The 24,291-nt window shown below is 70.2% G+C and carries 20 protein-coding genes and 1 tRNA gene; 15 read left to right on the top strand and 6 right to left on the bottom strand.

The genetic code is table 11. From position 1 onward, the window contains the following. Positions 1-223: 223 nt before the first annotated feature. Entirely contained in the window at positions 224-892 is a 669-nt protein-coding gene (locus ACFFXY_RS00525; RefSeq protein ID WP_382344838.1) for a hypothetical protein, read from the bottom strand. 348 nt (positions 893-1,240) lie between these two features. Continuing rightward, complete coding sequence (locus ACFFXY_RS00520) at positions 1,241-2,626, bottom strand: HNH endonuclease signature motif containing protein (protein WP_382344837.1); 1,386 nt, start codon at positions 2,624-2,626, stop codon at positions 1,241-1,243. 381 nt (positions 2,627-3,007) lie between these two features. Here ACFFXY_RS00520 and ACFFXY_RS00515 point away from each other — a divergent pair. The 6 genes from ACFFXY_RS00515 (at position 3,008) to ACFFXY_RS00490 (ending at position 7,304) form a co-directional block, all read left to right on the top strand. Further along, positions 3,008-3,090: transfer RNA gene (locus ACFFXY_RS00515), tRNA-Leu, on the top strand. Between the two features lie 496 nt (positions 3,091-3,586). Beyond that, positions 3,587-5,314 (top strand): sensor histidine kinase, encoded by a 1,728-nt coding sequence (locus ACFFXY_RS00510; protein WP_382344836.1) that lies wholly within the window; start codon positions 3,587-3,589, stop codon positions 5,312-5,314. Next, entirely contained in the window at positions 5,314-5,736 is a 423-nt protein-coding gene (locus ACFFXY_RS00505) for a roadblock/LC7 domain-containing protein (protein ID WP_382344834.1), read from the top strand. Before ACFFXY_RS00510 ends, ACFFXY_RS00505 begins: the two co-directional genes overlap by 1 nt. After that, a complete protein-coding gene (locus ACFFXY_RS00500; protein WP_382344833.1) occupies positions 5,736-6,107 on the top strand; it encodes a DUF742 domain-containing protein in 372 nt (123 codons plus the stop codon). Before ACFFXY_RS00505 ends, ACFFXY_RS00500 begins: the two co-directional genes overlap by 1 nt. Then, on the top strand, positions 6,085-6,687 hold the full coding sequence (locus tag ACFFXY_RS00495) for a GTP-binding protein (protein WP_382344832.1): 603 nt from the start codon (positions 6,085-6,087) through the stop codon (positions 6,685-6,687). Before ACFFXY_RS00500 ends, ACFFXY_RS00495 begins: the two co-directional genes overlap by 23 nt. An 11-nt stretch (positions 6,688-6,698) precedes the next feature. After that, the gene (locus ACFFXY_RS00490; protein ID WP_382344830.1) at positions 6,699-7,304 is read left to right on the top strand and encodes a GAF domain-containing protein; all 606 of its coding nucleotides are present in this window, start codon (positions 6,699-6,701) and stop codon (positions 7,302-7,304) included. A 75-nt stretch (positions 7,305-7,379) separates the two neighbouring features. Here the strand turns inward: ACFFXY_RS00490 and ACFFXY_RS00485 are convergent, their stop codons facing one another. After that, on the bottom strand, positions 7,380-8,573 hold the full coding sequence (locus tag ACFFXY_RS00485; protein WP_382344829.1) for an acyl-CoA dehydrogenase family protein: 1,194 nt from the start codon (positions 8,571-8,573) through the stop codon (positions 7,380-7,382). 359 nt (positions 8,574-8,932) lie between these two features. Here ACFFXY_RS00485 and ACFFXY_RS00480 point away from each other — a divergent pair, with 359 nt between their 5' ends. The 3 genes from ACFFXY_RS00480 (at position 8,933) to ACFFXY_RS00470 (ending at position 11,914) form a co-directional block, all read left to right on the top strand. Continuing rightward, the gene (locus ACFFXY_RS00480; RefSeq protein ID WP_382344828.1) at positions 8,933-10,651 is read left to right on the top strand and encodes a bifunctional metallophosphatase/5'-nucleotidase; all 1,719 of its coding nucleotides are present in this window, start codon (positions 8,933-8,935) and stop codon (positions 10,649-10,651) included. 151 nt (positions 10,652-10,802) lie between these two features. Continuing rightward, positions 10,803-11,609 (top strand): Bax inhibitor-1/YccA family protein, encoded by an 807-nt coding sequence (locus tag ACFFXY_RS00475; RefSeq protein WP_382344827.1) that lies wholly within the window; start codon positions 10,803-10,805, stop codon positions 11,607-11,609. A gap of 5 nt (positions 11,610-11,614) precedes the next feature. Then, positions 11,615-11,914: a hypothetical protein gene (locus tag ACFFXY_RS00470; protein WP_382344826.1), complete on the top strand. Its 300-nt coding sequence runs from the start codon at positions 11,615-11,617 to the stop codon at positions 11,912-11,914. Here ACFFXY_RS00470 and ACFFXY_RS00465 read toward each other — a convergent pair. Further along, positions 11,911-13,992 (bottom strand): FUSC family protein, encoded by a 2,082-nt coding sequence (locus tag ACFFXY_RS00465; protein ID WP_382344825.1) that lies wholly within the window; start codon positions 13,990-13,992, stop codon positions 11,911-11,913. The two genes, ACFFXY_RS00470 and ACFFXY_RS00465, sit on opposite strands and share 4 nt — an antisense overlap. Before the next feature lie 57 nt (positions 13,993-14,049). Between ACFFXY_RS00465 and guaA the strand changes: the two genes are divergently transcribed. After that, the gene (gene guaA, locus ACFFXY_RS00460) at positions 14,050-15,594 is read left to right on the top strand and encodes a glutamine-hydrolyzing GMP synthase (RefSeq protein ID WP_382344824.1); all 1,545 of its coding nucleotides are present in this window, start codon (positions 14,050-14,052) and stop codon (positions 15,592-15,594) included. A gap of 31 nt (positions 15,595-15,625) precedes the next feature. Continuing rightward, on the top strand, positions 15,626-16,546 hold the full coding sequence (locus ACFFXY_RS00455) for an NUDIX hydrolase (protein ID WP_382344823.1): 921 nt from the start codon (positions 15,626-15,628) through the stop codon (positions 16,544-16,546). Here ACFFXY_RS00455 and ACFFXY_RS00450 read toward each other — a convergent pair. After that, positions 16,543-17,793 carry a phosphatidylserine decarboxylase gene (locus ACFFXY_RS00450; RefSeq protein WP_382344822.1) on the bottom strand — a complete coding sequence of 417 codons (1,251 nt, stop codon included), beginning with the start codon at positions 17,791-17,793 and terminating at the stop codon, positions 16,543-16,545. The two genes, ACFFXY_RS00455 and ACFFXY_RS00450, sit on opposite strands and share 4 nt — an antisense overlap. 222 nt (positions 17,794-18,015) lie before the next feature. Between ACFFXY_RS00450 and ACFFXY_RS00445 the strand changes: the two genes are divergently transcribed. The 4 genes from ACFFXY_RS00445 (at position 18,016) to pcrA (ending at position 23,454) form a co-directional block, all read left to right on the top strand. Continuing rightward, complete coding sequence (locus ACFFXY_RS00445; RefSeq protein WP_382344821.1) at positions 18,016-19,134, top strand: Cys-Gln thioester bond-forming surface protein; 1,119 nt, start codon at positions 18,016-18,018, stop codon at positions 19,132-19,134. Between the two features lie 427 nt (positions 19,135-19,561). Next, positions 19,562-20,674, top strand: coding sequence for a Cys-Gln thioester bond-forming surface protein (locus ACFFXY_RS00440; RefSeq protein WP_382344820.1), 1,113 nt, complete (start codon positions 19,562-19,564; stop codon positions 20,672-20,674). A 236-nt stretch (positions 20,675-20,910) separates the two neighbouring features. Beyond that, positions 20,911-21,174, top strand: coding sequence for a chorismate mutase (locus ACFFXY_RS00435; protein WP_382344819.1), 264 nt, complete (start codon positions 20,911-20,913; stop codon positions 21,172-21,174). A gap of 54 nt (positions 21,175-21,228) precedes the next feature. Beyond that, positions 21,229-23,454: a DNA helicase PcrA gene (gene pcrA, locus ACFFXY_RS00430; RefSeq protein WP_382344818.1), complete on the top strand. Its 2,226-nt coding sequence runs from the start codon at positions 21,229-21,231 to the stop codon at positions 23,452-23,454. Here pcrA and ACFFXY_RS00425 read toward each other — a convergent pair. Next, positions 23,451-24,242 (bottom strand): M23 family metallopeptidase, encoded by a 792-nt coding sequence (locus ACFFXY_RS00425; RefSeq protein WP_382344817.1) that lies wholly within the window; start codon positions 24,240-24,242, stop codon positions 23,451-23,453. The two genes, pcrA and ACFFXY_RS00425, sit on opposite strands and share 4 nt — an antisense overlap. Positions 24,243-24,291 lie beyond the last annotated feature (49 nt).

The following is a 24,291-nucleotide window of genomic DNA, read 5'->3' as shown; positions in this document are numbered from 1 at the left end:
AACAGAAGGGGGGAAAATCCACTATCGTTTTTCCACGCTTGCCAGGTTGTCAGGCGTGATCCGACACCGAAAACTCCCCTCACCGACTGTCCAGCGCCGTAAAGAGTCGGGAATCCGACAGTCCTTTCGGGTGACACGACAGCGGCCCGGACCGCAATCGGTCCGGCCCGTCTGTGTCGGAGTCGGTGTCGGTTGGGCTGTGTCGATGTCGGTCGGGTCTCGGTCAGTCCTGGTCGAGTTCGAATTCGAGACCGGTCATCTTGCGGGGCACCACATGTCCGCTCTGCTCCCAGCTCTCCGCGCCGCTCTGCTCGACCAGCGCGACCGGGCTCTGAAGCTGGTAAGTGGCCCCCTTCGGCGGGAACTCCGTGAGCTTCCCGATCAGTTGCGACGGGTCTTTGGTGGTGAGCACCAGCGGTTCTTGCTCGGGGTTGCCGGCCTCGTCGGTGTCCGTGATGGTGATGGTCAGGTTGACGTCCATCACGTGCCGGTACTGCGGCGGGAACCACGACAACGGGCTTAGGTCGGTCGGTTGCGGGCTCGTGGTCTCGATGGTGACCTTGCCCAGGCCGTTGGTGCCCGCCTCGGTCGAGGACAGCTTGAGCGAGGCCGCCGGGCCGGTCAGGTCGCCGGCGGTGGGGTCGGCGAAGGTGAGTTCGCCTTCCATCGGGCCGGTCTCGTAGGCGCCTTCGAGCCAATCCCCTCCGGCGTCCCCGTTCTCGAAGCTGGCGGAGCCGCCGATCGGCATCGACTCGTCTTCGCTGTACTGCTCCGGGGTGGCTTGGGCACTGCCCGCCGATCCGGAGATGACCGCGCTCGCGGCGAGGGCGACTGCGGCCAGCCTCGGCGCGAAGGTGTGTTTGAAGGTCTTGGTGGTCGTGGACTTCGTCATGCGTACTTCCCCCGATTTCGCATGGAAACACGGCCTCGACCGGGCGAAACGCACCGGCCGGGCCGTTGGACGCACCGACCCTAACCATTCGCACAGACGCACCGAGTGGAAACCGCCGATCTGGGAGGGGAGGCGGCCTGCGGGTCCGATCCGGTGCAGGTCTTTTGGCAGCGACAAAGAGGTGGAGGGGTGGTCGGGGCCGGGACTTGGGCCATGGGGTCTGATGGGGGACCTGGGCGGGGCCGGGGATGGGCTGAGGTCCGCGGCGGGTGGCGGGTGGCGGGTGGCGGGAGCGGGGCGAGGCCGGACATGGGCTGAGGCCCGGACTGGGCCTCGGGGCCCGCCGGGTCAGCCCGGTCTGGTTCTGAATCGCTCTCGGGCTCTGGCGATGGCGGCCTGCATCTTCTTCTGCGCGTACCAGAGTGCGAGGTCGGTCAGCTCTGTCTTATGGCGTGGCGACCATTCGCCCGAATCATGACCATTTGGAAGGTCCTTGCACGGGTCGGCTTCCCAATCCTCATCGGTACTGCCATTGAGGTGAACGATGCTTGCCTTGCCGGGCCCGGTCTTGGTGACTTCCCACTTGCCGGTGTGTATGCGGCCGTGGTGGAACCGGCAGAGGAGGATCAGGTTGTCTGCGTCCGTTTTGCCACCATCTGCCCAGTGGATGATGTGGTGGGCCTCGGTCCAGCTGACCGGGGCTCGGCAACCGGACCAGGCGCAGCCGCCCTGCTGCTCAAGTTCGAGCTTGTGGCGGAGGGCCGTGTTGGGGAGGCGCTTCTCCCGGCCCAGTTCGAGGGCCTCGCCGGTCTCGTAGTCGAAGACCGAGGGGAGGAGCCCCGCCTCGCAGGCGAGGTGCCGGGCCCTGGAGATCGAGACCGGGCGGCCGTCGAGGATCGGGAGCCGACCCGTCGCCGCCCCGGTCAGGGTCTCGATGTCGCAGATCAGGTTCAGGGTGGCGGTGTGCCCGTGCCGCCGAGGCGAGTCAGGGGAGGTCCCGTAGGCCGCCACCATCTGGTGCAGGGCCTCGGCGTTCCGGCCCGAGACCCGGGGGAGCAGGCCGTCATCGTCGGCCTGGTCCTGGCGGGGCGGGGGAACCGCAGTGCGGAGTGTGTTGCTCAGGAGCTTCCCCGTGTCACCGGTGAGGCGGCCTTCCAGGTCCCACATGCCATCAGGGCGCTCGTTGACTTCCAGCCAGGCAAGGGTCTGCTGGCTCAGCTCATCGAGCATGGACTCCTGGTCGAAGAGCTCCGCGCAGATCCGGTCGAAGTGCTCGGCCAGTTCGGAGCGGACCGCATGGGTGCAGTACTCCCGGATCAGCTCCTCGGGAGTGCGGCACATGGTGGAGGAGTAAGGGGACTCCACCGGGGAGGCGTAGGGGGCCCGGCAGTGAACAGCCAGGCCTTCCCGCTCGATGCGCCGCATGGCATATGCGATGGCGTCGAGACTTGCAGACCCAGAGGTGGCCGCCTCCGCCAAGTGCTTGAACTTGGGGGCGAGCCTGGCGATGGAGGCCATCTGCCCGGCGCTGGAGGAGTTGAAGGAGTAGGTCTCCATGATCCAGTCGCGGATGCCCGAGAACCCGTCCCTGGTCTTGTGGAGACCGGCCGAGGTGTAGGCGATGACCGCCCGGAGTGCCGCGGCCTCAAGAGCGCGGGCCTGAGAAGCAAGGGATTCGATATCGGAGTGGAGAAGGGAGGCTTCGCGGTCTCGGTCGATAACTGCTGCGGACATCGGGGCTTCCCCCTCTCGAACTCTCTAGGCTCGTATCCTCTTGTGGCTTCTGTTGCGGTAGTTCAATAGTGACAGGTTGTGGGGCTGGTGTCATCACCCATTCGAGTGAAAGTTAGTACTAAGTAGACTTAAAAGATCCGCCCCACCTCAACCCCCGCCCTCCCCAAAGCCCAAGTGCGACAAAGATTCCCGCCCACTCCTCTGTCGCCGCCGATTGAACCTTATGGACACTCAACCGCACACACGACCCACGAAACTTCAGGAAAATCCTGTCTTGTGTCGGGATGCTGACACTTCGCCGTCTCCGCAGGTAGGAGCGGTATACCCGTAAACCCAAGCCCCCGCTGCACCCCCCGAAACCGATAGCGTGGCAGCATACGGGCCCGAGTGGTGGAATCTGGTAGACACAGTCGGCTTAAAACCGGCCGTCGGGAGACTTGCGGGTTCAAGTCCCGTCTCGGGCACCGGGCACAGCCCTCATCTTGTCGGCCAACGGGATCGGACGGTATGGGACCGTCCGGTCCCGGAGTGTCGTTCCTCGCATTCGAGAGCAACCCACACCTTCCGCCCGAACGGGTGAGCCCACCCCTGTCCTACGGAACTGCTCACGCTCTGCAACCGCATGACCCCTGACCTGCTCAACTAACACTGTGAACGGCTCGTTTCACGCTCGGGGCCAAATGCATCGGCAGGTTGACTGCACAGGGCCGCCGTGCTATCCAGGGAGGCGAGCGCTGATACCATTCTGTCGAGCAAGCCGGTGGGGGCTAATGCCTTCCCTTCTGCTGCAACGACTTTGTCACTTCCCGGTATCGCGGAAGCCGATAGGCCAGTGTCGTGAGGATGGCGATGCCCGAAACACCTCGGTCCACAACTCATACTTTTCAACCCTCCGGGCCAGCGCCCCAAGGCTTCTCCGGCGAAGACGCCGGCGCCCCGGTGGAACTCAAACCCCGATTGATGCGCATCGCGCTGCTGCCCCTGGCGGCGGCGGCGTTCCTCGGCGCAGGCGCGGCGGTCGTGTTCGCGGCCACCGACGCCTCGGACCGTCCCTCGTGGATGGTCCCGGCGGTGCTCGGCTCGGCCCTCGTGCTGATCGCGGTGGTCGCGTACTTCGCGTCCTCCGCGGCCTCGAAGGCCGAGGCCGACCTCAGCCGCCAGGTCCAGACCGTGCGGCGCTCCACGGTGGAGACCCACTACAAGGTCTGGCAGATCCTGGACGACCTCCAGCGCGAGCTCCCGCAGGAGCAGCGCTGGTCGGTCCCCCTCCCCAACCCCGGCGCCAGCGCGGCCTCCACCGAGGAGGCCCTGCGCCTCCTCGCCTCCGAGGCCCGCCACCTGCGCGCCGCGGCCGAAGCCGTTGCGGCCCGCGGCGTCCGCCCCACACCGCCGCAACAGCAACATCAGCAGCCGCAGCTCCCGGCGAAGGTGCCGCAGCAGATGGTCACGTCGGGTCCGATCGACGCGGTCGACGTGCACTCGCGCGTGGGCATCTTCGTGAACCTGGCCCGCCGCCTGCAATCCCTGGTGCACAGGGAGATCGAGCAGCTGGACGAGCTGGAGAACCAGGTCGAGGACCCGGACCTGCTCAAGGGCCTGTTCTCGGTCGACCACCTGGCGACGCGGATTCGCCGCCACGCCGAGAACCTGGCGGTCCTCGGCGGGGCGACCTCGCACCGGCAGTGGTCGCGTCCGGTCAACGTCTACGAGGCGCTGCGGTCCGCGGTCGCCGAGGTGGAGCAGTACGCCCGCGTGAAGCTGGTGCGCCCCATCGAGGGCACGCTGAAGGGCCACGCGGTCGCGGACATCATCCACCTGGTCGCGGAGCTGGTGGAGAACGCGACGACGTTCTCGGCCCCGGGCACGCAAGTGCTCATCCGGGTCCAGCGGGTGCGGACGGGTCTGGCGGTCGAGGTCGAGGACCGCGGGCTGGGCATGGAGAACCACGAGCGGAACCGGTACAACACGATGCTGGCGACGCCGGACCGGGTGGACCTGGACGAGCTGCTCGCGGACGGCCGCATCGGCCTGTACGTGGTCTCGTCGCTGGCCCGCCGGCACACGCTGACGGTCCAGTTGCAGTCGAACATCTTCGGCGGCACGCAGGCGGTCCTGGTGGTCCCCGAGGAGCTCCTCGGCGACGACACGCCGCCGGCGCCGAAGGCGGCCCCCCGGGAGCTTCCGGCCGCGCCGCAGTCGATGCCGGTGCGCCAGCCCGGTTCGCAGACGCCGCCGCAGCTGCCGTCGGTGCAGCTGCGCCCCCTGCCGTCGGCGGGGGCGACGCCGCGGAGCATGCCGCAGCCGCGCGTGGACGCGGCTCCCGCGTACACGCCGGTGAGCGTCGCGGTGGACACGGGCGCCCTGCCCGTGACCGCGGAGATGCAGGCGGTCGAGGCGCCGTCGTTCGACACGCCTTCGTACGACACCCCGTCGTACGAGACGCCCTCGTACGACGCGCCTCCGAACGGGTACGGCCCCGACGGCCGCCCGGCGCTCCCCAAGCGCACCAAGCAGTCGCACCTGGCCCCGCAGCTGCGGGAGGACCCGGCGCTGGGCAGGCGGGGGTCCGAGGCGGGGCACGACCCCGGGCTCATGGCGGCGTTCCAGCAGGGCCAGCAGCGCGCGGACGGGAGTCCGCAGATCCCCAACGATTCCGTTTCTTCTCCGTACAGGAATGAGGAGTTCTAATGGCAGGCGACGAGGCAGGCGCCCACACGGATCTGAGCTGGCTGCTGGCGGGCCTCATCAGGAAGGTCCCGCACACGCGCAGCGCACTGCTGCTGTCCTCGGACGGCATCAAGAAGGCGTACCACGGCATGGGCACGGACCAGGCCGACCAGCTCTCGGCGATCGCGTCGGGGATGTTCTCGCTGGCGCGCAGCGCGGGGGCCCAGTTCGGGTCCGCGGGCGGGGTGCGGCAGGTGGTCGCGGAGCTGGACGACACGCTGCTGTTCGTGTCGACCGCGGGGCAGGGCGCGGTCCTGGCCGTGGCGGCCGGGCGGGAGGCGGACGCGGGGGTGCTCGGGTACGAGATGTCGATCCTCGTCAAGAGCGTGCGCCCGTACCTGGAGACACCCGTGCGGAGACCGAGCGGCGAAATGGTGAGCTGATGGGCGATTTCGAGCACCGGCCACTGCTCGACGAGGACGCGGGCCCGCTGGTCCGGCCGTACACCGTCAGCAACGGGCGCACCGCACCCACGGCGAAGCTGGACCTGCTGTCGCTGGTCCGCGCCACCGGCCAGCTGCGTCCCTCGCAGTTGGAGGCCGAGCACGCCGAGGCGCTGATCCTGTGCCGGGAGCCCATCTCGGTCGCGGAGGTCTCGGCCCACCTGCGGCTGCCCGCCATGGTCATCAAGGTCCTGCTGTCCGATCTCGTGGACTGCGGGGCCGTGACCGCCCACGCCCCCGACCCCGCCGTCGATCCCACTGACAGAACCGTATTGGAGGCACTCCTCAATGGCCTACAACGGCGACTCTGACCGAGCGCCCGCACAACAACCAGTCCTGCCCACCGCCATCAAGCTGCTCGTCGCCGGGGGCTTCGGGGTCGGCAAGACCACCTTCGTAGGAGCGGTCTCGGAGATCGAGCCGCTGAGCACCGAGGAGACCATCACCACGGCCTCGATCGGGACGGACGACCTCACGGGCGTCGGGGACAAGACGACCACCACGGTCGCCTTGGACTTCGGCCGGATCACGCTCGACCCGCAGCACATCCTGTACCTGTTCGGCACCCCCGGGCAGGACCGGTTCTGGTTCATGTGGAACGAGCTGTCGGACGGCGCGTTCGGCGCGGTCGTGCTCGCGGACACGCGCCGCCTGGAGGACTGCTTCCCGGCCCTCGACTTCTTCGAGCGGCGGGGGACGCGGTTCATCGTGGCGGTGAACGAGTTCGAGTCCGGGTTCCACTACGAGCCGGACGAAGTCAGGGCCGCTCTGGACCTCAAACCGAATATCCCGATCGTCTGCTGCGACGCACGCGATCCACGTTCCGCAACCTTGGTGCTGGTCACTCTGACGAAGCACCTGATGTCGGCCGCTGCTACCAGCGCCCGGTAAAGGAGCCTGCAATGTCCATGTCCGAGAACGAGTTCCGTCTCACGATCACGCCCGACGACCCCGGCGCAAAAGAACGGGTCGAACGCCTGCGCAAACTCGGGATCGGCGATCTGCCGGACCCCGAGTTCGATTCGCTCGCCAAGGAGCTCACCGAGCTCACGGGCGCGCCCTACGCGATGGTGAACTTCATCGACGAGGACCGCCAGTACTTCGCGGGGCTCGCGGCCCCGGAAGCGGACGCCGGGAACCAGGCGATCGCGGGCGCGGGGGAGGCGGTCGAGGTGGGCCGCGAGATGGACCGCGACCACGGGTACTGCCCGCACGTGGTGGTCCGCGGCAAGGCGCTCGTGCTCGGCGACGTGTGCGACTACCCGCGGTTCGCGGGGAACCCGGTGGTCGACAAGATCGGCATCCGCTCCTACCTGGGGGCGCCGCTCATCGACGACGACGGGAACACCCTGGGGACGGTGTGCGTGGTCGACACCGAGACGCACGACTGGGGCCGTCCGGGCCTGGACATCATCAAGGGCATGGCCGCCAAGGTGATGGACCGCATCCGGGAGCGCAACGAGGCCGAGCGCGACCCGTACGGGAGCGACAACCCCCTTCAGGGCTGACACGCGGAGAGGAGGCGGCCGAAGCCGCCTCCTCTTGCTGTTCGCCGTCCGGCCGATCCCTCCGGAGGGTGAACGCTAACTCACTTTGACCGCTCCGGCCGCGATGCGCTCGGACCACTGGCCCTTGGTCCGTCCCATGGCGGCCTCGGCCAATCGCAGCCGCTGCACGTCGGAAGTGCCTGCCGGGGCGTAGATGTGGTAGGCGTCCCGCAGGAACCGCTCGACGGGCCGCTCGGTGGTGAGGCCGATGCCCGCGTGGATCTCCATGGCCTCGCGCGCCGAGTCGAGTGCGGACTCGACGTTGACGAGCTTGGCGTTCATCAGCTCGATGTCGCAGGCCTGTCCCTGGTCGAGCAGGTGCGCGGCGTGGTAGGCGGTGATGCGGGCGGTCATGAGCCGCGAGGTGATCTGCCCGATCTTCTGCTTGATGTTGTCGAGTTCGGCGATGGGCTTGCCGTACAGCTCCCGTTCCGTCGCGTAGGAGACGGTCTCCTCCAGGATGGCCTGGTGGATGCCGAGCGCGACGGCGGTGAGGTTGGCGCGCCCGTAGAGGATCGACGAGGAGTAGGCGACGGCGAGGCCGTCCCCCTCGTCGCCGAGCCGGTTGGCGGCGGGGACGCGGCAGTTCTCGAAGAGCAGCTCCCCGAAGGAGAACCCGTGGAGGCCCATCGTGGACTGCTGCGGCGCGACCGCGAACCCGGGCCGGTCGGCCTCCACCAGGAAGGCCGTCAGCCCCTTGGGTCCCAGGCCGGTGCGCACGACCACGCCGTGGAGGTCGCCGACATGGCTGTTGCCGACGAACACCTTGTGGCCGTTGAGGATGTAGTCGTCGCCGTCGCGGACGGCCTTGGCGCGCATGCCGAGGACGTGGCCGCCGGAGGCGGTCTCGGTGACGGCGATGGTGGGGAGGCAGGACCCGTCGGCGACCCTGGGGAGCCAGGTCTTCTTCTGCACGTCGGATCCGAAGTGGAGGATCTTGGCGACTCCCAGCTGGGAGGCCTGCACCATCGCGCCCATGGCGCCGGAGACGCGGGCGAGCTCCTCGATGATGATGGTCTTCGCCAAGTGGCCCATGCCCATGCCGCCGTATTCGACGGGCACGGTGACGCCGAGCCATCCCTGCGCGGCGATGCGCCTGGACAGCTCGGTGTGGACGGTCTTCTTGGATTCCATTTCGGGGATGTGCGGGCGAACCTCGCTTTCGGCGAAGGCCCGCACCCGGGCTCTGAGGGTGTCATGCTCTTCGGTTGTGAAGTAACCGGTCGTCAACGGGTAACCCCCCTGTGGGCGTGTCGCTCGTCGATGTCCGCACGTTGGTGCGGTGGTCCCCACCAAGTGACAAGCTGTATATGCGAAATGTTCTCGCAGTGACTGTAGCAACGCGAGTCGCATGGGGCAAGGGTCAGCAATGTGGACGTAAGCCGGTTACGTGACGGTAACGAGTCGTTGGGGCGCAAGGAAACCAAATAATCCCAAATCCCGGGAGTGAGGGTGTGCGGACGGTGACCGTGTGCTACGTTGCCGGGCCTTCGCCGAGCCGTTATGCTGCGTTGACTCGCGGGCAATCGTCCCATGATTGGATCTGGGGCAACCGCCATGCCCATCGACCCCATCCCGTACGGAGAGCCATGTTCAACTTCAAACGCCGCGCCGTCGCGGCGGCAGGAGTGCTCGCCCTCGCGGCGACCACGCTCGCGGTCGGCGCCTGGTCCCTCGGGCCCGGCCACGGCAACGGCCACGGCCGCCAGGTCGACCTCCAGCTCCTGGCGATCAACGACTTCCACGGCAACATCGAGGCCGCCTCCAGCCTGACCTGGCCCGGCCACACCGACCCCGTCGGCGGCGCCGAGTACCTCGCCACCCACCTGGAAGAGGCCCGCGAAGGCGAGCGCTACTCCACCACCGTGGCCGCCGGCGACCTCATCGGCGCCAGCCCCTTCATGTCCGCCGTCTTCGACGACGAGCCCACCATCGAGTCCCTCAACGCCATGGGCGTCGAGGTCTCCTCCGTCGGCAACCACGAGTTCGACGCCGGGATCGACGAGCTCGACCGCATCATCGAGGGCGACGACGACTTCGAGGGCGCCGACTTCCCCTACCTCGGCGCGAACGTCGTCGACGAGACCACCGGCAAGCCCGTGCTCGACCCGTACTGGATCAAGAACTTCGGCGGCGGCGTCAAGGTCGGCTTCATCGGCATGACCCTCGAAGGCACCGGCGACATCGTCTCCAAGTCCGGCATCGAGGGCCTCGTCTTCAAGGACGAGACCGAGACCGCCAACAAGTACGCGCGCGAACTCAAGCGCAAGGGCGTCAACGCGATCGTGGTCCTCCTCCACGAGGGCGGCGTGCCCGTCGCCGAGGACACCGGCCACGACTGCGAGTCCGCCGACGGCACCGCCACCGGCATGTCCGGCCCGATCGTCGACATCGCCGAGACCATGACCCCGCTCGTCGACGTCATCGTCTCCGGCCACACCCACCAGGAGTACGTCTGCTCCGTGGACGACCCGAACGGCAACCCCCGCCTGGTCACCTCCGCGTCCAACTACGGCCGCGTGTTCACCGAGATCGACGCGACCTACGACAAGCGCACCAAGGACATCGTCCGGTCCACCGTCGTCGGCTCCAACACCGTCGTCACCCGCGACGTCGACGCCGACGAGGACCAGACCGCCATCCTCGACCACTACGGCCCCCTCGCCGCCGAGGCCGGCAACCGCGTCGTCGGCTACATCGCCGAGGACATCAAGCGCGGCGCCACCAGGGCCGAGGAGTTCCCGCTCGGCAGCCTCATCGCCGACGCGCAGCTGTGGAACACCGCCGGAGCCGACACCGGCGGCGCCGAGATCGCGTTCATGAACCCCGGCGGCGTCAGAGCCGACCTCCTCTACTCCCAGGGGACGCCGGGCGAGGCCACCTACGGCGAGGTGTTCACCGTGCAGCCGTTCGCGAACTACGTGGTGACCCTCGACCTGACGGGCGCGCAGATCCTCGAAGCGCTCCGCCAGCAGCTCCCCAGCGACGGCCGCTCCACGACCCTGGTCCTCCAGGTCTCCGAGGGCTTCACCTACACCTGGGACAAGACCGAGACCGGCACCGACCAGATCGTCGCCGACTCGCTCGCCCTCAACGGCGAGCCGATCGTCGCCGACCAGGTCTACCGCGTCACCGTCAACTCCTTCCTCGCCGACGGCGGCGACTCCTTCGCCGCGTTCGCCGAGGGCGAGAACCGCCTCTTCGGCGAGCTCGACGTCGACGCGTTCGAGGACTACATCGCCGAATACGGCACCCAGGCCGCGCCCCTGGAGGCCCCCGAGCTCGGCCGGATCACGGTCGTCTCGTAGTTCCTGAAGAGATTCACAGGTGGCGGGGGCGGTTCGCCCCCGCCGCTTGTCGTATTCCCCGCAAGTACCGGATAGTCTGGTACCACCCTGAACATTCGACGGAGGACCGCAGGTCATGGCAATCCAGAGCAGGAACTCATCCCTACGGAACATGGTGAAGACCCAGTACAACGAGCAGCACATGGGTGCCGCGTACGGGCCTTACGGACAGATGACCCAGGCGCCGCAGGTCCAGACCATGCGGATCGACGACGTCATCGTCCGCACCGTCGCCCTCGTCGCCGCGACCTTCGTTGCCGCGATCCTCACCTACTCGATGGTCGCCGACGCCATCGCCACGAACTCGTTCGGCGAAACCGTCATCACCGACTCCGGCGCGTTCAGCACCGCGATGACGCTCGGCACCGTCGGCGCGGTCGTCGGCCTCGGCGTCATGATCTTCTCGATGTTCAAGCCGATCACGAACCCGTTCGTCGCGTTCGTGTACGCGATCGGGCAAGGCCTCCTCCTCGGCGGCGTCTCCGCCTTCTTCGAGGCGCGCTGGCCCGGCATCGTGGTCAACGCGCTGCTCGCGACGATCCTCGTGTTCGGCGCGATGCTCGCGCTGTACAAGTTCCGCATCCTCAAGAACTCGCCGGTGTTCACCAAGGTCATGGTCGGCGCGGGCATCGGCATCTTCGCGCTGTCGATGGTCAACCTCGTCGCGGGCCTCTTCGGCCTCGACCTGGGCCTGTTCGCGAACGACGGCAACGCCAACGCCCTCCAGTGGATCATCGCGATCGGCATCACCCTGTGGGCCGCGTTCTCGTTCATCCTCGACTTCGACATGATCGAGTACTCGGCGAACAACGGCGCCCCGAAGAAGTACGCGTGGGCCGGGGCCTTCGGCCTCACCGCGGGCCTCATCTTCCTGTACTGGAACCTGCTGCGCCTCCTGTCCTACTTCCAGGGCGACTAGCGGCAGTGAGCTCTGACATCGAGCGGGCGATCGGGCGCGTCGTCGAAGGCACGCGCCACTGGTCGCCCGCTCGCTGGTCTTCCCGGGCCGACGCGATGCACGCCCTCGTGCAGGAGATCGCCGACATCGCCGCCGACGCGGAGGACCGGCCCCGCCGAGCCGTCCCGCGCCTCCCCAACGACATGCACCTGCCCGACCAGCTCCAGGTCGTCGGCATCGACCTCATCGAGCTCGAACCCCTTGCGCCGCAGCGGCAGGAAGCCGCCGAGCGGGCCGTCAGCGAAGCCCGCGCGGCCCTGTTCTAGTCGACCCAGCCGGTCATGACGTGCGCGGCGTCGTCCAGCGCGTCCACCAGGTTGTCCGACTCCCAGCGCAGCACGTTGCGCCGCGTGCGCGTCCCGCGGTCCTCGATCGCCCCCAGAGCCCGGTCCAGCCGCTCCGTGGCATCGCTCAGGTCCACGCCCCGCGGCGGCGCCGCGTTCCTCGCGAGCGCCGCCAGGCGCATGTAGGCGGCGTCGAGCGCGTCCGCGAACTCGTCCACGCAGTCCAGGCCCCGCGCCTCCTCGTCGCGGCCCAGCGTCGCGTTCACCGCGACCAGCGCCCGCGCCGCCCGCGACAGCGCCGCCTCCGCGCCGAGCACGTCCCCCGACAAGGGCCCCGGGCCGCCGATCGGCTCGGCCTTCGCCTGGTCCGCGGCCTGCGTGAGCGCGGCCCGGCGGGCCCGCACCTGGTCGATCGCGGCGTGCATCGTCTTGCGGTCGTAGTCGTCGGGGTGGGCCTGGCGGTCCAGGACCAGGCGCGCGTAGTCGCGGTAGGCGTCCACGAGGTCCCCGAGGAGGTCGCCCAGGCGCCGCGTCTGCCACGTCGGCACCAGCACGTAGAAGCCGATCGCCAGCGCCGCCCCCGCGAGCGTGCACGCGCCCCGGTCCACCGCGGCCCACAGCGGGTTCTCGCCGGTGAGGTCGATCTGGAACACCGTGAACCCGGAGACCGCGGCCGTGAACACGAGCATCGAGACCGGGCGCACCAGGTAGGCGAGGAGCGCGTAGGCGAGGATCGTGAGGCTGATCCACATCTGCCCCTGCGGGATGAGCAGGCCCAGGAGCGAGGCGAGGACGACGCCGCCGGTGGTCCCGGCCGCGCGGGTGACGCCGCGGGTGAGCGTCCCGGAGAAGTCCGCTTGGAGGACGAGCCAGGCGGTGAGGGGGATCCAGTAGCCGTGGCCGGTGGGCCACAGCAGGCCGATGGTCATGGCGAGGGCGATGACCCCGGCGCGGCGCAGCGCGTGGTGGACGACGGGGTCGCGGCGGTGGAGGCGGGCGCGGAGCTGCCCGGCGGCCTGGCGGACGGTGGAGGTCGCGTGGGCGAGCGCCGGGTCGGCGACGACGGAGTCGCCGCCGGAGGTGATGCGCTCGGCGAACCCGCCGGTCTCGTGGAGGGTGCGCAGGAGCCCGCCGATCTCGGTGGGCATGGTGCCGGTGGCGGTGGCCATGGGGTTCTGGGAGAGTCCGGCGAGGAGGTCGTCCCAGTCGAGGTCGGCGGGGCGGCGGGCGGTGATCCGGTCGGCGAAGTGGGTGAGGAGCCGGGCGGCCATCTCCAGGGCCTCGGAGTAGAACGCGACGGTGTCGCGGTCCTGGGCGTCGGCGCGGGCGCGCGCGGAGGCGGTGCGGCCGATCGCGGCGGAGACGGCGTAGATCTGGCGGCGGGCGTCGAGGATCGCGGCGGGCAGGACCCGGCGCCGGTCGAGTTCGCGGGCGGCCTCGTGGAGCGCTTCGGTGTCGAAGGGCGCGTCGGGGTCGGCGGCGAGGGTCTGGGCCTCGGCGGCGAGCGCGAGCCACGCCTCGGCGAGGGTGCGCCGGTCCTCGGCCCACCGGAAGTACGGGGGCAGGAGCGCCATGAGGGCCTGGAGGACGCCGCCGGCGAGGACCGCGGCGGCGGCGATGAGGGGCGTCGTCCCGACCGTGATGTGCTCGGCGAGGAAGAACATGATGCCGGAGACGGTGAACGTCACGCCCGCGACGTGGGTCACCGAGCCGGTGAACGTGAGGGTGAACGCGTAGGCCGCGGCGGCGGCGACCAGCAGGACCGGGTTGTGGATGGCGCCGAGGACGACGCCGAGCGATCCGGCGAACCCGACGAGCAGCGGCAGCGACGGCCCGGTGCGGGTTCCGGGGGTGAGGAGCGCGACCCCGCCGAGCCACGCCCCCATGATCGCGGCCTGCCCCCAGCCGGGGTGGTCGAGGAACGCGACGGCGGCCATGGCGACGGCGATCCCGCAGGCCGCGCGCACGGCGAGGACCGGCGCGGCCTCGCCTGGAGTCCACGACTTGAGGTCGTCGCCGACCCGGCGGACCGACTCGTCCACGCCCGGGTTGTTGAGCACGTCAAAAGGGTAGCCGCGCCTACGGGTGTGAGGACCGCTACCGGTTACGCTGGTGGCATGCGACAAACGGTGCTGGTGGTCGACTTCGGGGCCCAATACGCGCAGCTCATCGCTCGCCGCGTCCGGGAGGCCCACGTCTACTCGGAGATCGTCCCGTCCTCGATGCCCGCGGAGGAGATGCTCGCGAAGGAGCCCGCCGCGATCATCCTGTCGGGCGGTCCTTCGAGCGTGTACGCCGAGGGCGCCCCGCAGGTGGACCCGGCGCTGTTCGCGGCCGGGGTGCCGGTGCTGGGGATCTGCTACGGGTTCCAGGCGATGGCGAAGGCCCTGGGCGGGACGGTCGCGAAGACCGGGCTGTCGGAGTACGGCGGGACGGAGCTGGACGTGCTGTGCGCGTCGAAGCTCCTCGACGGGCTCCCCGAGCACCAGTCGGTGTGGATGAGCCACGGCGACTCGGTGACCGAGGCCCCCGCGGGCTTCGAGGTGGTGGCGCGCACGGGCGGCGCCCCGGTGGCGGCGTTCGAGAACCTCCAGTCCCGGCTGGCGGGCGTCCAGTACCACCCGGAGGTCGCGCACACCCCGCACGGCCAGGCCGTGATCCGGCACTTCCTGCACGACATCGCGGGCATCAAGCCGAACTGGACGAACTCGGCGATCATCGACGAGCAGGTCGCGGCGATCCGCGAGCAGGTCGGCGACAAGCGGGTCCTGTGCGCGCTCTCGGGCGGCGTGGACTCCTCGGTCGCGGCGGCGCTCGTGCACCGCGCGGTCGGGGACCAGCTCACGTGCGTGTTCGTGGACCACGGGCTGCTGCGCGCGGGCGAGGCCGAGCAGGTCGAGAAGGACTACGCGCAGCTCACCGGCATCGACGTGCGCACCGTGGACGTCTCGGAGCAGTTCCTCACCGCCCTCAAGGGCGTCACGGACCCCGAGGAGAAGCGCAAGATCATCGGCCGCGAGTTCATCCGCACGTTCGAGGCCGCGGCCCGCGGGCTCGCCGAGGAGCACGGCATCGACTTCCTCGTGCAGGGCACCCTGTACCCGGACGTCGTCGAGTCCGGCGGCGGCACCGGCACGGCGAACATCAAGAGCCACCACAACGTCGGGGGTCTCCCCGACGACCTCCAGTTCGCGCTGGTGGAGCCGCTGCGGACTCTCTTCAAGGACGAGGTCCGGGCGATCGGCCTGGAGCTGGGCCTGCCCGAGGCGATGATCTGGCGCCACCCGTTCCCGGGCCCCGGCCTGGGCATCCGCATCGTCGGGGAGGTCACGAAGGAGCGCCTGGACCTGCTCAAGGCCGCCGACGCGATCGCGCGCGCCGAGCTGACCGCCGCGGGCCTGGACCGGTCCGTGTGGCAGTTCCCGGTGGTGCTCCTCGCCGACGTCCGCTCCGTGGGCGTCCAGGGCGACGGCCGCACCTACGGGCACCCGATCGTGCTGCGCCCGGTCTCCTCCGAGGACGCGATGACCGCGGACTGGTCGCGCCTGCCCTACGAGCTGCTCGCGAAGATCTCCACCCGGATCACCAACGAGGTCGCCGACGTCAACCGCGTCGTGCTCGATGTCACCTCGAAGCCCCCGGGCACGATCGAATGGGAGTAGTCGCCACGTGAACACGCCGTACAGTTGAGGGATGCAATTCCGGATAGCTGCGTACGGGGAGGTACGTGACGAGAACGGCCGGGTCCTGCTGACGCGCCGGAAGCGCGCGGGCAGGGAAGCGGGCCCCTGGCACCTGCCCGGCGGGGTCATCGACCACGGCGAGCCGCCGAAGCGGGCCGCCGGGCGGCTCCTGGCCGAGCACACCGGCTACGACGTGACCGTGGGGCGGCCCCTGGAGGCCGTCGCGGTCGCGCGCCGCGGGGTCCACACGAACGCGATCCTCTACGCCGCCGACGTCAAGGGCGGTCCCGCGGCGGACTTCGCGGGGGAGACCGCGGAATGGGTCGAGCCGTCCCGCGCCGCCGCCGAGCCCCATTCGCCGTTCGTCTCGGCGGCCCTCGGGCTCGCCGACGACCGGCTGGCCGGGCGCGTCGACAAGGCTCCGCAGGAGACCCGGCCCGTGCCGCCTGCGAAGGCGAAGAAGGGCCGGCGCCGCCGCGGCCAGCGCTTCGGCGCGTACGGGGTCGTCGCCGACGGCGACGGCCGCATCCTGCTCGCCCGCATCGCCGAGGGCTACCCCGGCGGCGGGACCTGGCACCTGCCCGGCGGCGGCGTCGACTTCGGGGAGTCCCCGAAGGCCGCGGTCGCGCGGGAGATCTACGAGGAGACCGGGCAGGACGCCCAGGTCGGCGGGCTGCTCAACGTCACGTCGTTCCGGCACCGCCGCGCGATCGGCCCCGAGGGGTACCCGCTGGACTGGCACGGGGTGCGCGCGATCTACTCGGCGACGGTGCCCGATCCCTCCGCGGCCGTGGTCGTGGAGGCCGCGGGCGGTTCCACGAGCGAGTCGCGCTGGTGGGACGCCGAGGCCCTCGACGACCTGCCTTTGTCGGCGGCCGTCGAGGACGCCCTGCAAGTGGTGGACCTCAAGAACCTCGCCGCGCAGGCTTAGCGCCAGCGCGCGATGACCGTCTCCCCGGCGCGGACCGGGTCGCCGGGGACGACCGCGGCTTCGGCGGCTCCGGCGGGGAGGTACACGTCGGTGCGGGAGCCGAACCTGATGAGGCCGTAGCGCTCGCCCTTGGCGAGTGAGGCGCCGGGCTTGGTGCGGTTGACGATGCGGCGCAGGACCGCGCCGGTGCGCTGGGCGACGACGACGCGGCCGCGGCGGGTCGCCACGACGGTGTAGCAGGCGGCGTTGTGCTCGGCCTCGGGGGCGGAGACCTTCGCGTAGCCGCCGCGCTCGGTGAACACGTCGACCACTTCGCCCGCGACGGGGGAGCGGTTGATGTGCACGTCGGTGATCGACAGGTACGCCGCGATGCGCAGCCATTCGGCGCCCGCGCTGCCGGTGGCGGCGCCGAAGCGCTCGTCCACGACGGTCTCCACGGCCATGATGCGGCCGTCGGAGGCGGCGAGGACCGCTTCGGGCTCGTCGTCTTCGCCGCGCAGGTCGGCCTCGCGCACAGGGTCGCGGAAGAACGCGGCCACGGGGACGGCGGCGAGCGCGGGCAGGACCCACGCCTTCGAGGAGGGGCGGATCTTCTTCGCGGCCCAGGCGGTCCCGAGGAGGAGTCCGGCGGCGATGACGCCGTTGGAGTCGAGGTGGGTGTTCGGGGTGAGGGCGACCGAGGAGGCGCGCCAGGCGGGGGCGAGGTCCTCGGCGGGGGCGACGGCGCGCGGCTCGCCGTCGTGCTTGGACGCGGAGCCGATGCGGAGCTTGTGGATGCGCACGGGCGGGAGCGAGCGGACGATCAGGTCGGTGCCGATGCCGTAGTCGGCGACCAGTTCGGCGATCTCCTCGCGGGCGGGCGCGGTCAGGGTGGCGGCGAAGGACAGGACCCCGCCGGGGGCGACCTTCTCGCGCAGCAGGGCGATCCGGTCGATGAACGCCTCGGCCTCGACGGTCACTGCCTCGGCGAGCATGACCTCCTCGGCGGGCTCGGCGTCGCCGAGGTCCGCCACGGCGGTGACGTTCCCGGCGGTCCAGGAGCCCTCGGCCGCCAGCGACGCGCGGAGGTCCTCAATGGAGGACCGGTCGGCGACGACGGTGAGCTTGTCGGCGGGCATGAGCGCTTCGAGCGCGGCCGTCAGCACCGGGTTCCCCCAGGACGCGCCCACGACCAGCCCGGTCTTGGGTCCCCTCCGCCGGGCGAATTCGTCGGTGATGCCGCGAGCGGCGGCTTTCGAGATCGGCATGACTCCGACTATAGAGCGCGCCGCGGGGTGCTCCGGCCCCTGCTTGCGTGTTGCGGGAGTGCCGGGAGCGCCGCTTGCCCTGATTCGTCCTCGTACTTTCGGAGGATTCTCCACATCGTTCGGTGGAGTGGCCGCGCCCGTCCGCGCGGGGGCCTCGTTTCCCTTCGTGACGGGCGCCGCGGCCCCACACCTCACGTCCACTCCCAGGAGGACCGAATCACGATGAGACTCAAGACGTTCCGCACTCCGCTCGCCGCCGCGGCGACTCTGGCCGCCGTCCTCGCGGGCGGGCCCGTCTTCGCGCAGGAGGAGCCCGCGCCGATCACCGGCGACCCGGTCGCCGAGCCGGGCCTGGAGCTGCGCGGGAAGCTCGACGGCGACCGGTACGACGTGTGGGCCAACGTCCTCGGACTCACCCCGCACGGCGCCGAGGAGACCTACACGGTCTACTGCATCGACATCCGCACCCCGCTCGACACCGAGTCCCCCTACGAGGAGGGCCACTGGGAGGAGTCGGGGGTCGCGAACCTCGAAGCGGTGCGGTGGGTCCTGTTCAACGGGTACCCGAACGTCGGCGCGGAGGACCTCATCGAGGACGCCGGCGGCGAGGTCAACCCCGACTGGACCGACGAGGAGACCGTGAAGGTCGCCTACGCGGGCACGCAGGCCGCCGTCTGGCACTTCACCGACGACTGGGACCTCCTGGAGGACAACCCGGTCAAGGGCGGCAACAACGGCGAGGACGAAGCGGTCCTCGCGGTCTACGAGCACCTCACCGAGGAGCCCGGGCGCGTGCCCGACCCCTCCGAGTACATCGTGGACCTCGAAGGCGAAGAGGACGCGACGTACGTCGACGGGCGCTTCGGCCCGTACACGGTGCGGTCCAACGCCGGCCCCGTCGCGCTCGAAGCCGACGGCGGCCGCCTGGAGAAGGAGAACGGCGACATCGCGGACTCCCTGGACGACGGCGAGCAGTTCTGGATCGCCCTCGACGACAACAGCAGCGAGATCACCGTGACCGGCACGGCCGCATACGACCTGCCGGTGGGCCGGGTGTTCCTCGCGACCACCGAGGCGTCCCTGTCGGGCGACGCGGCCAACCGCGTCATCTCCGGCGAGTCGCAGAAGCTCATCCTCGCGCAGCCGCGCGAAGGCGAGGTCCCCGCCGAATGGCGCTTCGCCCTCGACGCCCCCACCGACCGGCCCAGCGAGTCCGGCGGCGCGCAGCTCCCCAAGACCGGCACCAGCCTCACCGTCGCGTTCGCGGCCGGACTGGCGCTGCTCATCGGCGGCCTCACGGTCACCGTGTTCGCCAAGCGCCGCAAGGCCGCGGCGCACTAGACACCAAGGACGCGGGCGGTCCCCCAGACCCGTCCGCTGCCGCAGGAGCGATCCGGACCACTCCGACCCGGTCCGGCCGGGCGCGCTCCCCGGCTCTTCTTCCGCCCGGCGCATGATGAGGCCGGAACCGGGGCAAGCGATCCGCCCCGGTTCCGGCCGCTCGCGCGTGCAGAGCGAGTCTGACTCGCGCGCGCCACACCGGCCCCGCTGGTCGCCCCCCGTCACCGTCCTGATCGCACAGGGTGAGTCGATACCGAATCGTTATAGTGGCGCTCCTCTCCGAGGTCGCGCCGCTTTCGTTGCCTCGCAACAGGTCCCCAGCTCAGCGATCCCCGGCCCCCTGATGCAACCGGCGGGCGGCCGCTAACGTGTCGGAAGGAACATTCCAACGCGTCAATCCCTCGGAAAAGCAAAGGGACTTCTACGAATGATGAGCAAAGCCCTGAAAGGGACGCTCGCCGCTGCGGCGGGCGTCATGCTCGGCCTCAGCGGTGTCGCCGCAGCCCAAGCGCAAGACGAGGAACCCACCCCGTCGGGTGCGTCCGGGACCATCGTGTTCGAGTCCGACGGCATCCGCCTGCACGGGAACCAGAACCCGCAGGCCGTCGTCATGGGCATCGACCTCGGTGACGGCGAAGCCCGCACCGTCTACTGCATCCAGATCGAAGTCGGTCTCGAAAGCGACCTGATCCACGCCGAGCGCCCCTGGGACTCGATCGCGCTCGACGACCCGGCCGCCCTGCCGTACGTCCTCGGCGTCCTCCTGGAGGGCTACAACGGCGGCAACGCCGCCGACCTCCTGACCGCCGCCGGCGTCGACGGCGAGACCATCGACCCGTTCACCCAGGACGAGGTCGCCTACGCCGGCACCCAGGCCGCCATCTGGGAGCTGACCGACGGCTTCGCGATCAACGAGTCCGACCCCACCGAGGGTGAGGCCGGCGTCGACACCGCGGTCCTCGCGGTCCACGACTACCTCCTGGAGATCGCCGAGCCCGTCGACGAGCCCGACTTCGAGCCCTACTTCGACGTCGACGACTCCGAGGCCGTCACCGACGGCGCCAAGGTCGGCCCGTTCACCGTCTCCACCAACTTCGACGAGCTGACCTTCAGCCAGCCTGAAGGCGCCACCATCGTCGACGAGAACGGCGACGAGGTCACCACCTTCGTCGACGGCCAGACCTTCTACGTCCAGTTCGACGAGGCGGCCACCGCCTCCGTCACGCTCGTGACCGACTCGATCACCTGGACCACCCCGGCCGGGCGCACCTTCGTGCCCGTCGACGCCGAAGGCGCCGACGTCGTCGGCCAGCGCCTCATCCTCGCCGAGGAGCACTCCTCCGAGTACGCGGCCGAGCTGGAGTTCAACCTCGACGTCGTCGAGTCGCCCTCCGAGTCGCCGAAGCCGCAGCTTCCGGTCACCGGCACCAGCCTGACCTACATCGCCTCCATCGGCGGTGCGGTCCTGGTCGCCGGCGTCGTCGCGATGGTGCTCATGCGCCGCCGCGCCGCCCGCGCCGACTGGGGCTCGGACGCCTAAACACCAGGCGAACACCGTACGAATCGCCACACGCCCGCTGGTCGCACCGGCGGGCGTGTGGCATACTTGCGGCGTGACTCAGAGCGCGCGATTTTACTTTTACTACGGCACGGACCACCCGAGCCGTAGGTCGCGCTGAACTCAGACCTACAGCCCCGGGCGGACCGCCCGGGGCTTTTTTCACGCTCGGGGCGGACCTCCCGGACCTAGATCCGAATCCACGCAAGGAGACCCTGATGACCGCCCAGACCGAAGTGACGACGGACGAGCTCGACAGCCTGCGCACCGAGATCAACGCGCTCGACGACGAGCTCATCCGCATCTGGCACCGCCGCGCCGCCGTCTCGAAGCGCATCGGCGAGATCCGCATGGCCAACGGCGGCACCCGCCTCGTCCTCGACCGCGAACGCGCCATCCTGGAGAAGTACCGCACCGCCCTCGGCGAGGACGGCGTCCAGATCGCGATGCTGGTCCTGCGCGCCGGGCGCGGACCGCTCTAAAGGGTGACGCCGCGCCGGAAGAGTGTCGTACCCGGCGCGGCATAATTGACCGCGATGAACGACCTCCTGACCGGCCTCAACGAACCGCAACGCCAAGCCGTCGAGCACGCCGGATCGCCGCTGCTCATCGTGGCGGGCGCGGGCTCGGGCAAGACCCGCGTCCTCACCCACCGCATCGCCTACCTCCTGGGGGAGCGGGGCGCCCACCCGGGCGAGATCCTCGCGATCACCTTCACGAACAAGGCCGCCGCAGAGATGCGCGAACGCGTCGACGACCTCATCGGGCCCCGCTCGCGGGCCATGTGGGTCCTCACGTTCCACTCCGCGTGCCTGCGCATCCTGCGCCGCGAGGCCCACCGGCTCGGCTGGAAGCAGTCCTTCACGATCTACGACACCGACGACGCCCGGCGGCTGCTCACCCAGATCGTCAAGGACCTCGGCCTCGACTCCAAGAAGCACTCGCCGCGCTGGCTCGCCGCCGAGATCTCCCGGCTCAAGAACGAGCTGATCGGCCCCGACCAGGCCGCGTCCAGCGCCGACGACGCGCGCGCGAAGCTCGTCGCCGACGTGTACTCGCAGTACGACGAGCGGCTGCGCCTCGCGCAGGCCGTCGACTTCGACGACATCATCGGGTCCACGGTGCACCTGTTCCGGGCGTTCCCGGAGGTCGCCAAGCTCTACCGGATGCGCTTCCGGCACGTCATGGTCGACGAGTACCAGGACACCAACCACGCCCAGTACACGCTCGTGCGCGAACTGGTCGGCACCGGAGACGACCGGGCCGAGCTGTGCGTGGTCGGCGACGCCGACCAGTCGATCTACGCGTTCCGCGGGGCCACGATCCGCAACATCATCGAGTTCGAGCGGGACTTCCCCGACGCGAAGACGATCCTGCTGGAGCAGAACTACCGGTCCACGCAGACGATCCTCGACGCCGCCAACGGGGTCATCCGCAACAACACCGAGCGCGGCCGCGAGAAGCGCCTGTGGAGCGACGAGGGCCCCGGAGGGCGCATCCTCGGGCACACCGGCGACAACGAGCACGACGAGGCCGCGTGGGTCGCCGGGCGCATCGACGAGCTCGTGGACGCGAAGGACACGAGCTTCGGCGACACCGCGATCTTCTACCGCACCAACGCCCAGTCCCGCGCGTTCGAGGAGGTGTTCGTGCGCCGCGGCATCCCGTACAAGGTCGTCGGCGGCGTCCGCTTCTACGAGCGCAAAGAGGTCCGCGACATGCTCGCGTACCTGAAGCTCACGGCGAACCCGGACGACACGGTCTCGGCGATGCGCGTGGTGAACACGCCCAAGCGCGGCGTCGGGGACCGGGCGGTCGCCGAGGTCGAGGCGCTCGCGGCGCGGCTGAAGGTGTCGTTCCCCGAGGCGCTGCACCGGGCCGACGAGGCCCCCGGGATCTCCGGCCGGGCCCGGCCCGGGATCAGGAAGTTCTGCGAGATCATCGACGCCGCAACGGAACTGGCGAAGACCGCGCCGCCCGAGGAGGTCCTCGACAAGCTCATCGCCGACACCGGGTACCTCGACGGGCTGGAGCAGTCCAAGGACCCGCAGGACGAGGGCCGCATCGAGAACCTCCAGGAGCTCGTGGCCGTCGCGCACGAGTTCACCGAGCAGGTCGTGCGCGGCACGACCGACGACGACGAGCAGGACCTCAACGCCGACGTGCCCTCGTTCCTGGAGCACGTGGCGCTCGTGTCGGACGCCGACTCGATCCCCGACCCCGAGGCCCAGGAGGGCGGGGTCGTCACGCTCATGACGCTCCACACCGCGAAGGGCCTGGAGTTCGACACGGTGTTCCTCACCGGGCTCGACGACGGCCTGTTCCCGCACGAGCGGTCCATGAGCAAACCCGGCGACATGGAGGAGGAGCGGCGCCTCGCGTACGTGGGGCTCACCCGCGCCCGCAAGCACCTGCACCTGACGCGGGCCGGGACCCGGAACGTGTTCGGGCAGCCGCAGTACTACGCGGCCAGCCGGTTCCTCGCCGAGATCCCCGGGGACCTCATCGAGTGGTCCGAGTCGGCGCCGCCGCCGCGGGTCGTCAAGACCAAGGCGCCCTCGTTCGGGCAGCCGATCGTCATGCGGAACTCCGGCGACGTGCCGGTCCTCGACGTGGGCGACCGGGTCACGCACGACAAGTACGGGCTCGGGCGGGTCGTGGAGCTCAAGGGCTCGGGCCCGCGGGCCCAGGCGCGCATCGACTTCGGCGACGGCGAACCCAAGTGGGTCATCCTGCGCCTGGCACCGGTGTCCAAGCTCTAACGCAGGTCCAGGCCCACGCCGGAGAGGTAGTTCAGCGGCTCCACCGGCTCCCCGTTCACGTGCACCTCGAAGTGGCAGTGGGAGCCGAAGGAGCGGCCGGTGTTCCCGGCCTCGGAGATCTGGTCGCCGCCGTCGACCCACTGGCCCTCGGCGACGACGATCTTCGAGTTGTGCGCGTAGTAGGTCTCGACGCCGTTGCCGTGGTCGATGATCACGAGGTTCCCGAAGCCGGTCTCCCAGCCCGCGTGCTTCACGGTGCCCGGGTAGGCGGCGTAGACCGGGTCGCCGGTCGCGGCGTCGAAGTCGACGCCGTTGTGGTTGCGGCCCCAGCGCTGGCCGAACAAGGACGTGATCGTGATGTGGTCGAGCATCGGCCGCCACTTCACCTGCGCGTCCTGCGCGGTCACCGGCGAGACGCGCTCGGCGGTGTCCGCAGCGGCGACCGCCTCGCCCGGGGCGGCCCCCGCGGGGACGGACCCGGCGTCGGAGGCGCCTGCGGGGAGGGCGTCCTCGGGGACGCTCGCCTCGGCCGCGAGCGCGGCGATGTCGCTGACGGCCCTGGACGGCTCGGGCTCCTCGCCCGAGGGCATCCCGGCGGCGGTCGCCATCGCGACGATGGAGGCGCCGGCCACGGCCGAGCCGACGACGGCGGTGTAGCGGCGCTGGGTCCCCGCCAGCAGCGGGGAGAGTTCTGCGGCCCACGAGGCGCGGTGCTGGCCCCTCGTGCGGTGCGGCCGGGCGGCGTGGCGCCGAATCGCTTGGGCGCCTGCCGGTCCGGTGTCGGACAACGAATCCTCCGGGTCCGAAGTGACTCATCGGACGGGACGGCGGGCCGCA

Origin of the sequence: Glycomyces mayteni (genome assembly GCF_042428885.1) — a bacterium.
In the GTDB taxonomy this organism is placed as follows: Bacteria; Actinomycetota; Actinomycetes; order Mycobacteriales; family Micromonosporaceae; genus Glycomyces; species Glycomyces mayteni.
Note: the sequence above shows the minus strand (reverse complement) of the source record. Positions and strands in the feature narration are given on the sequence as shown.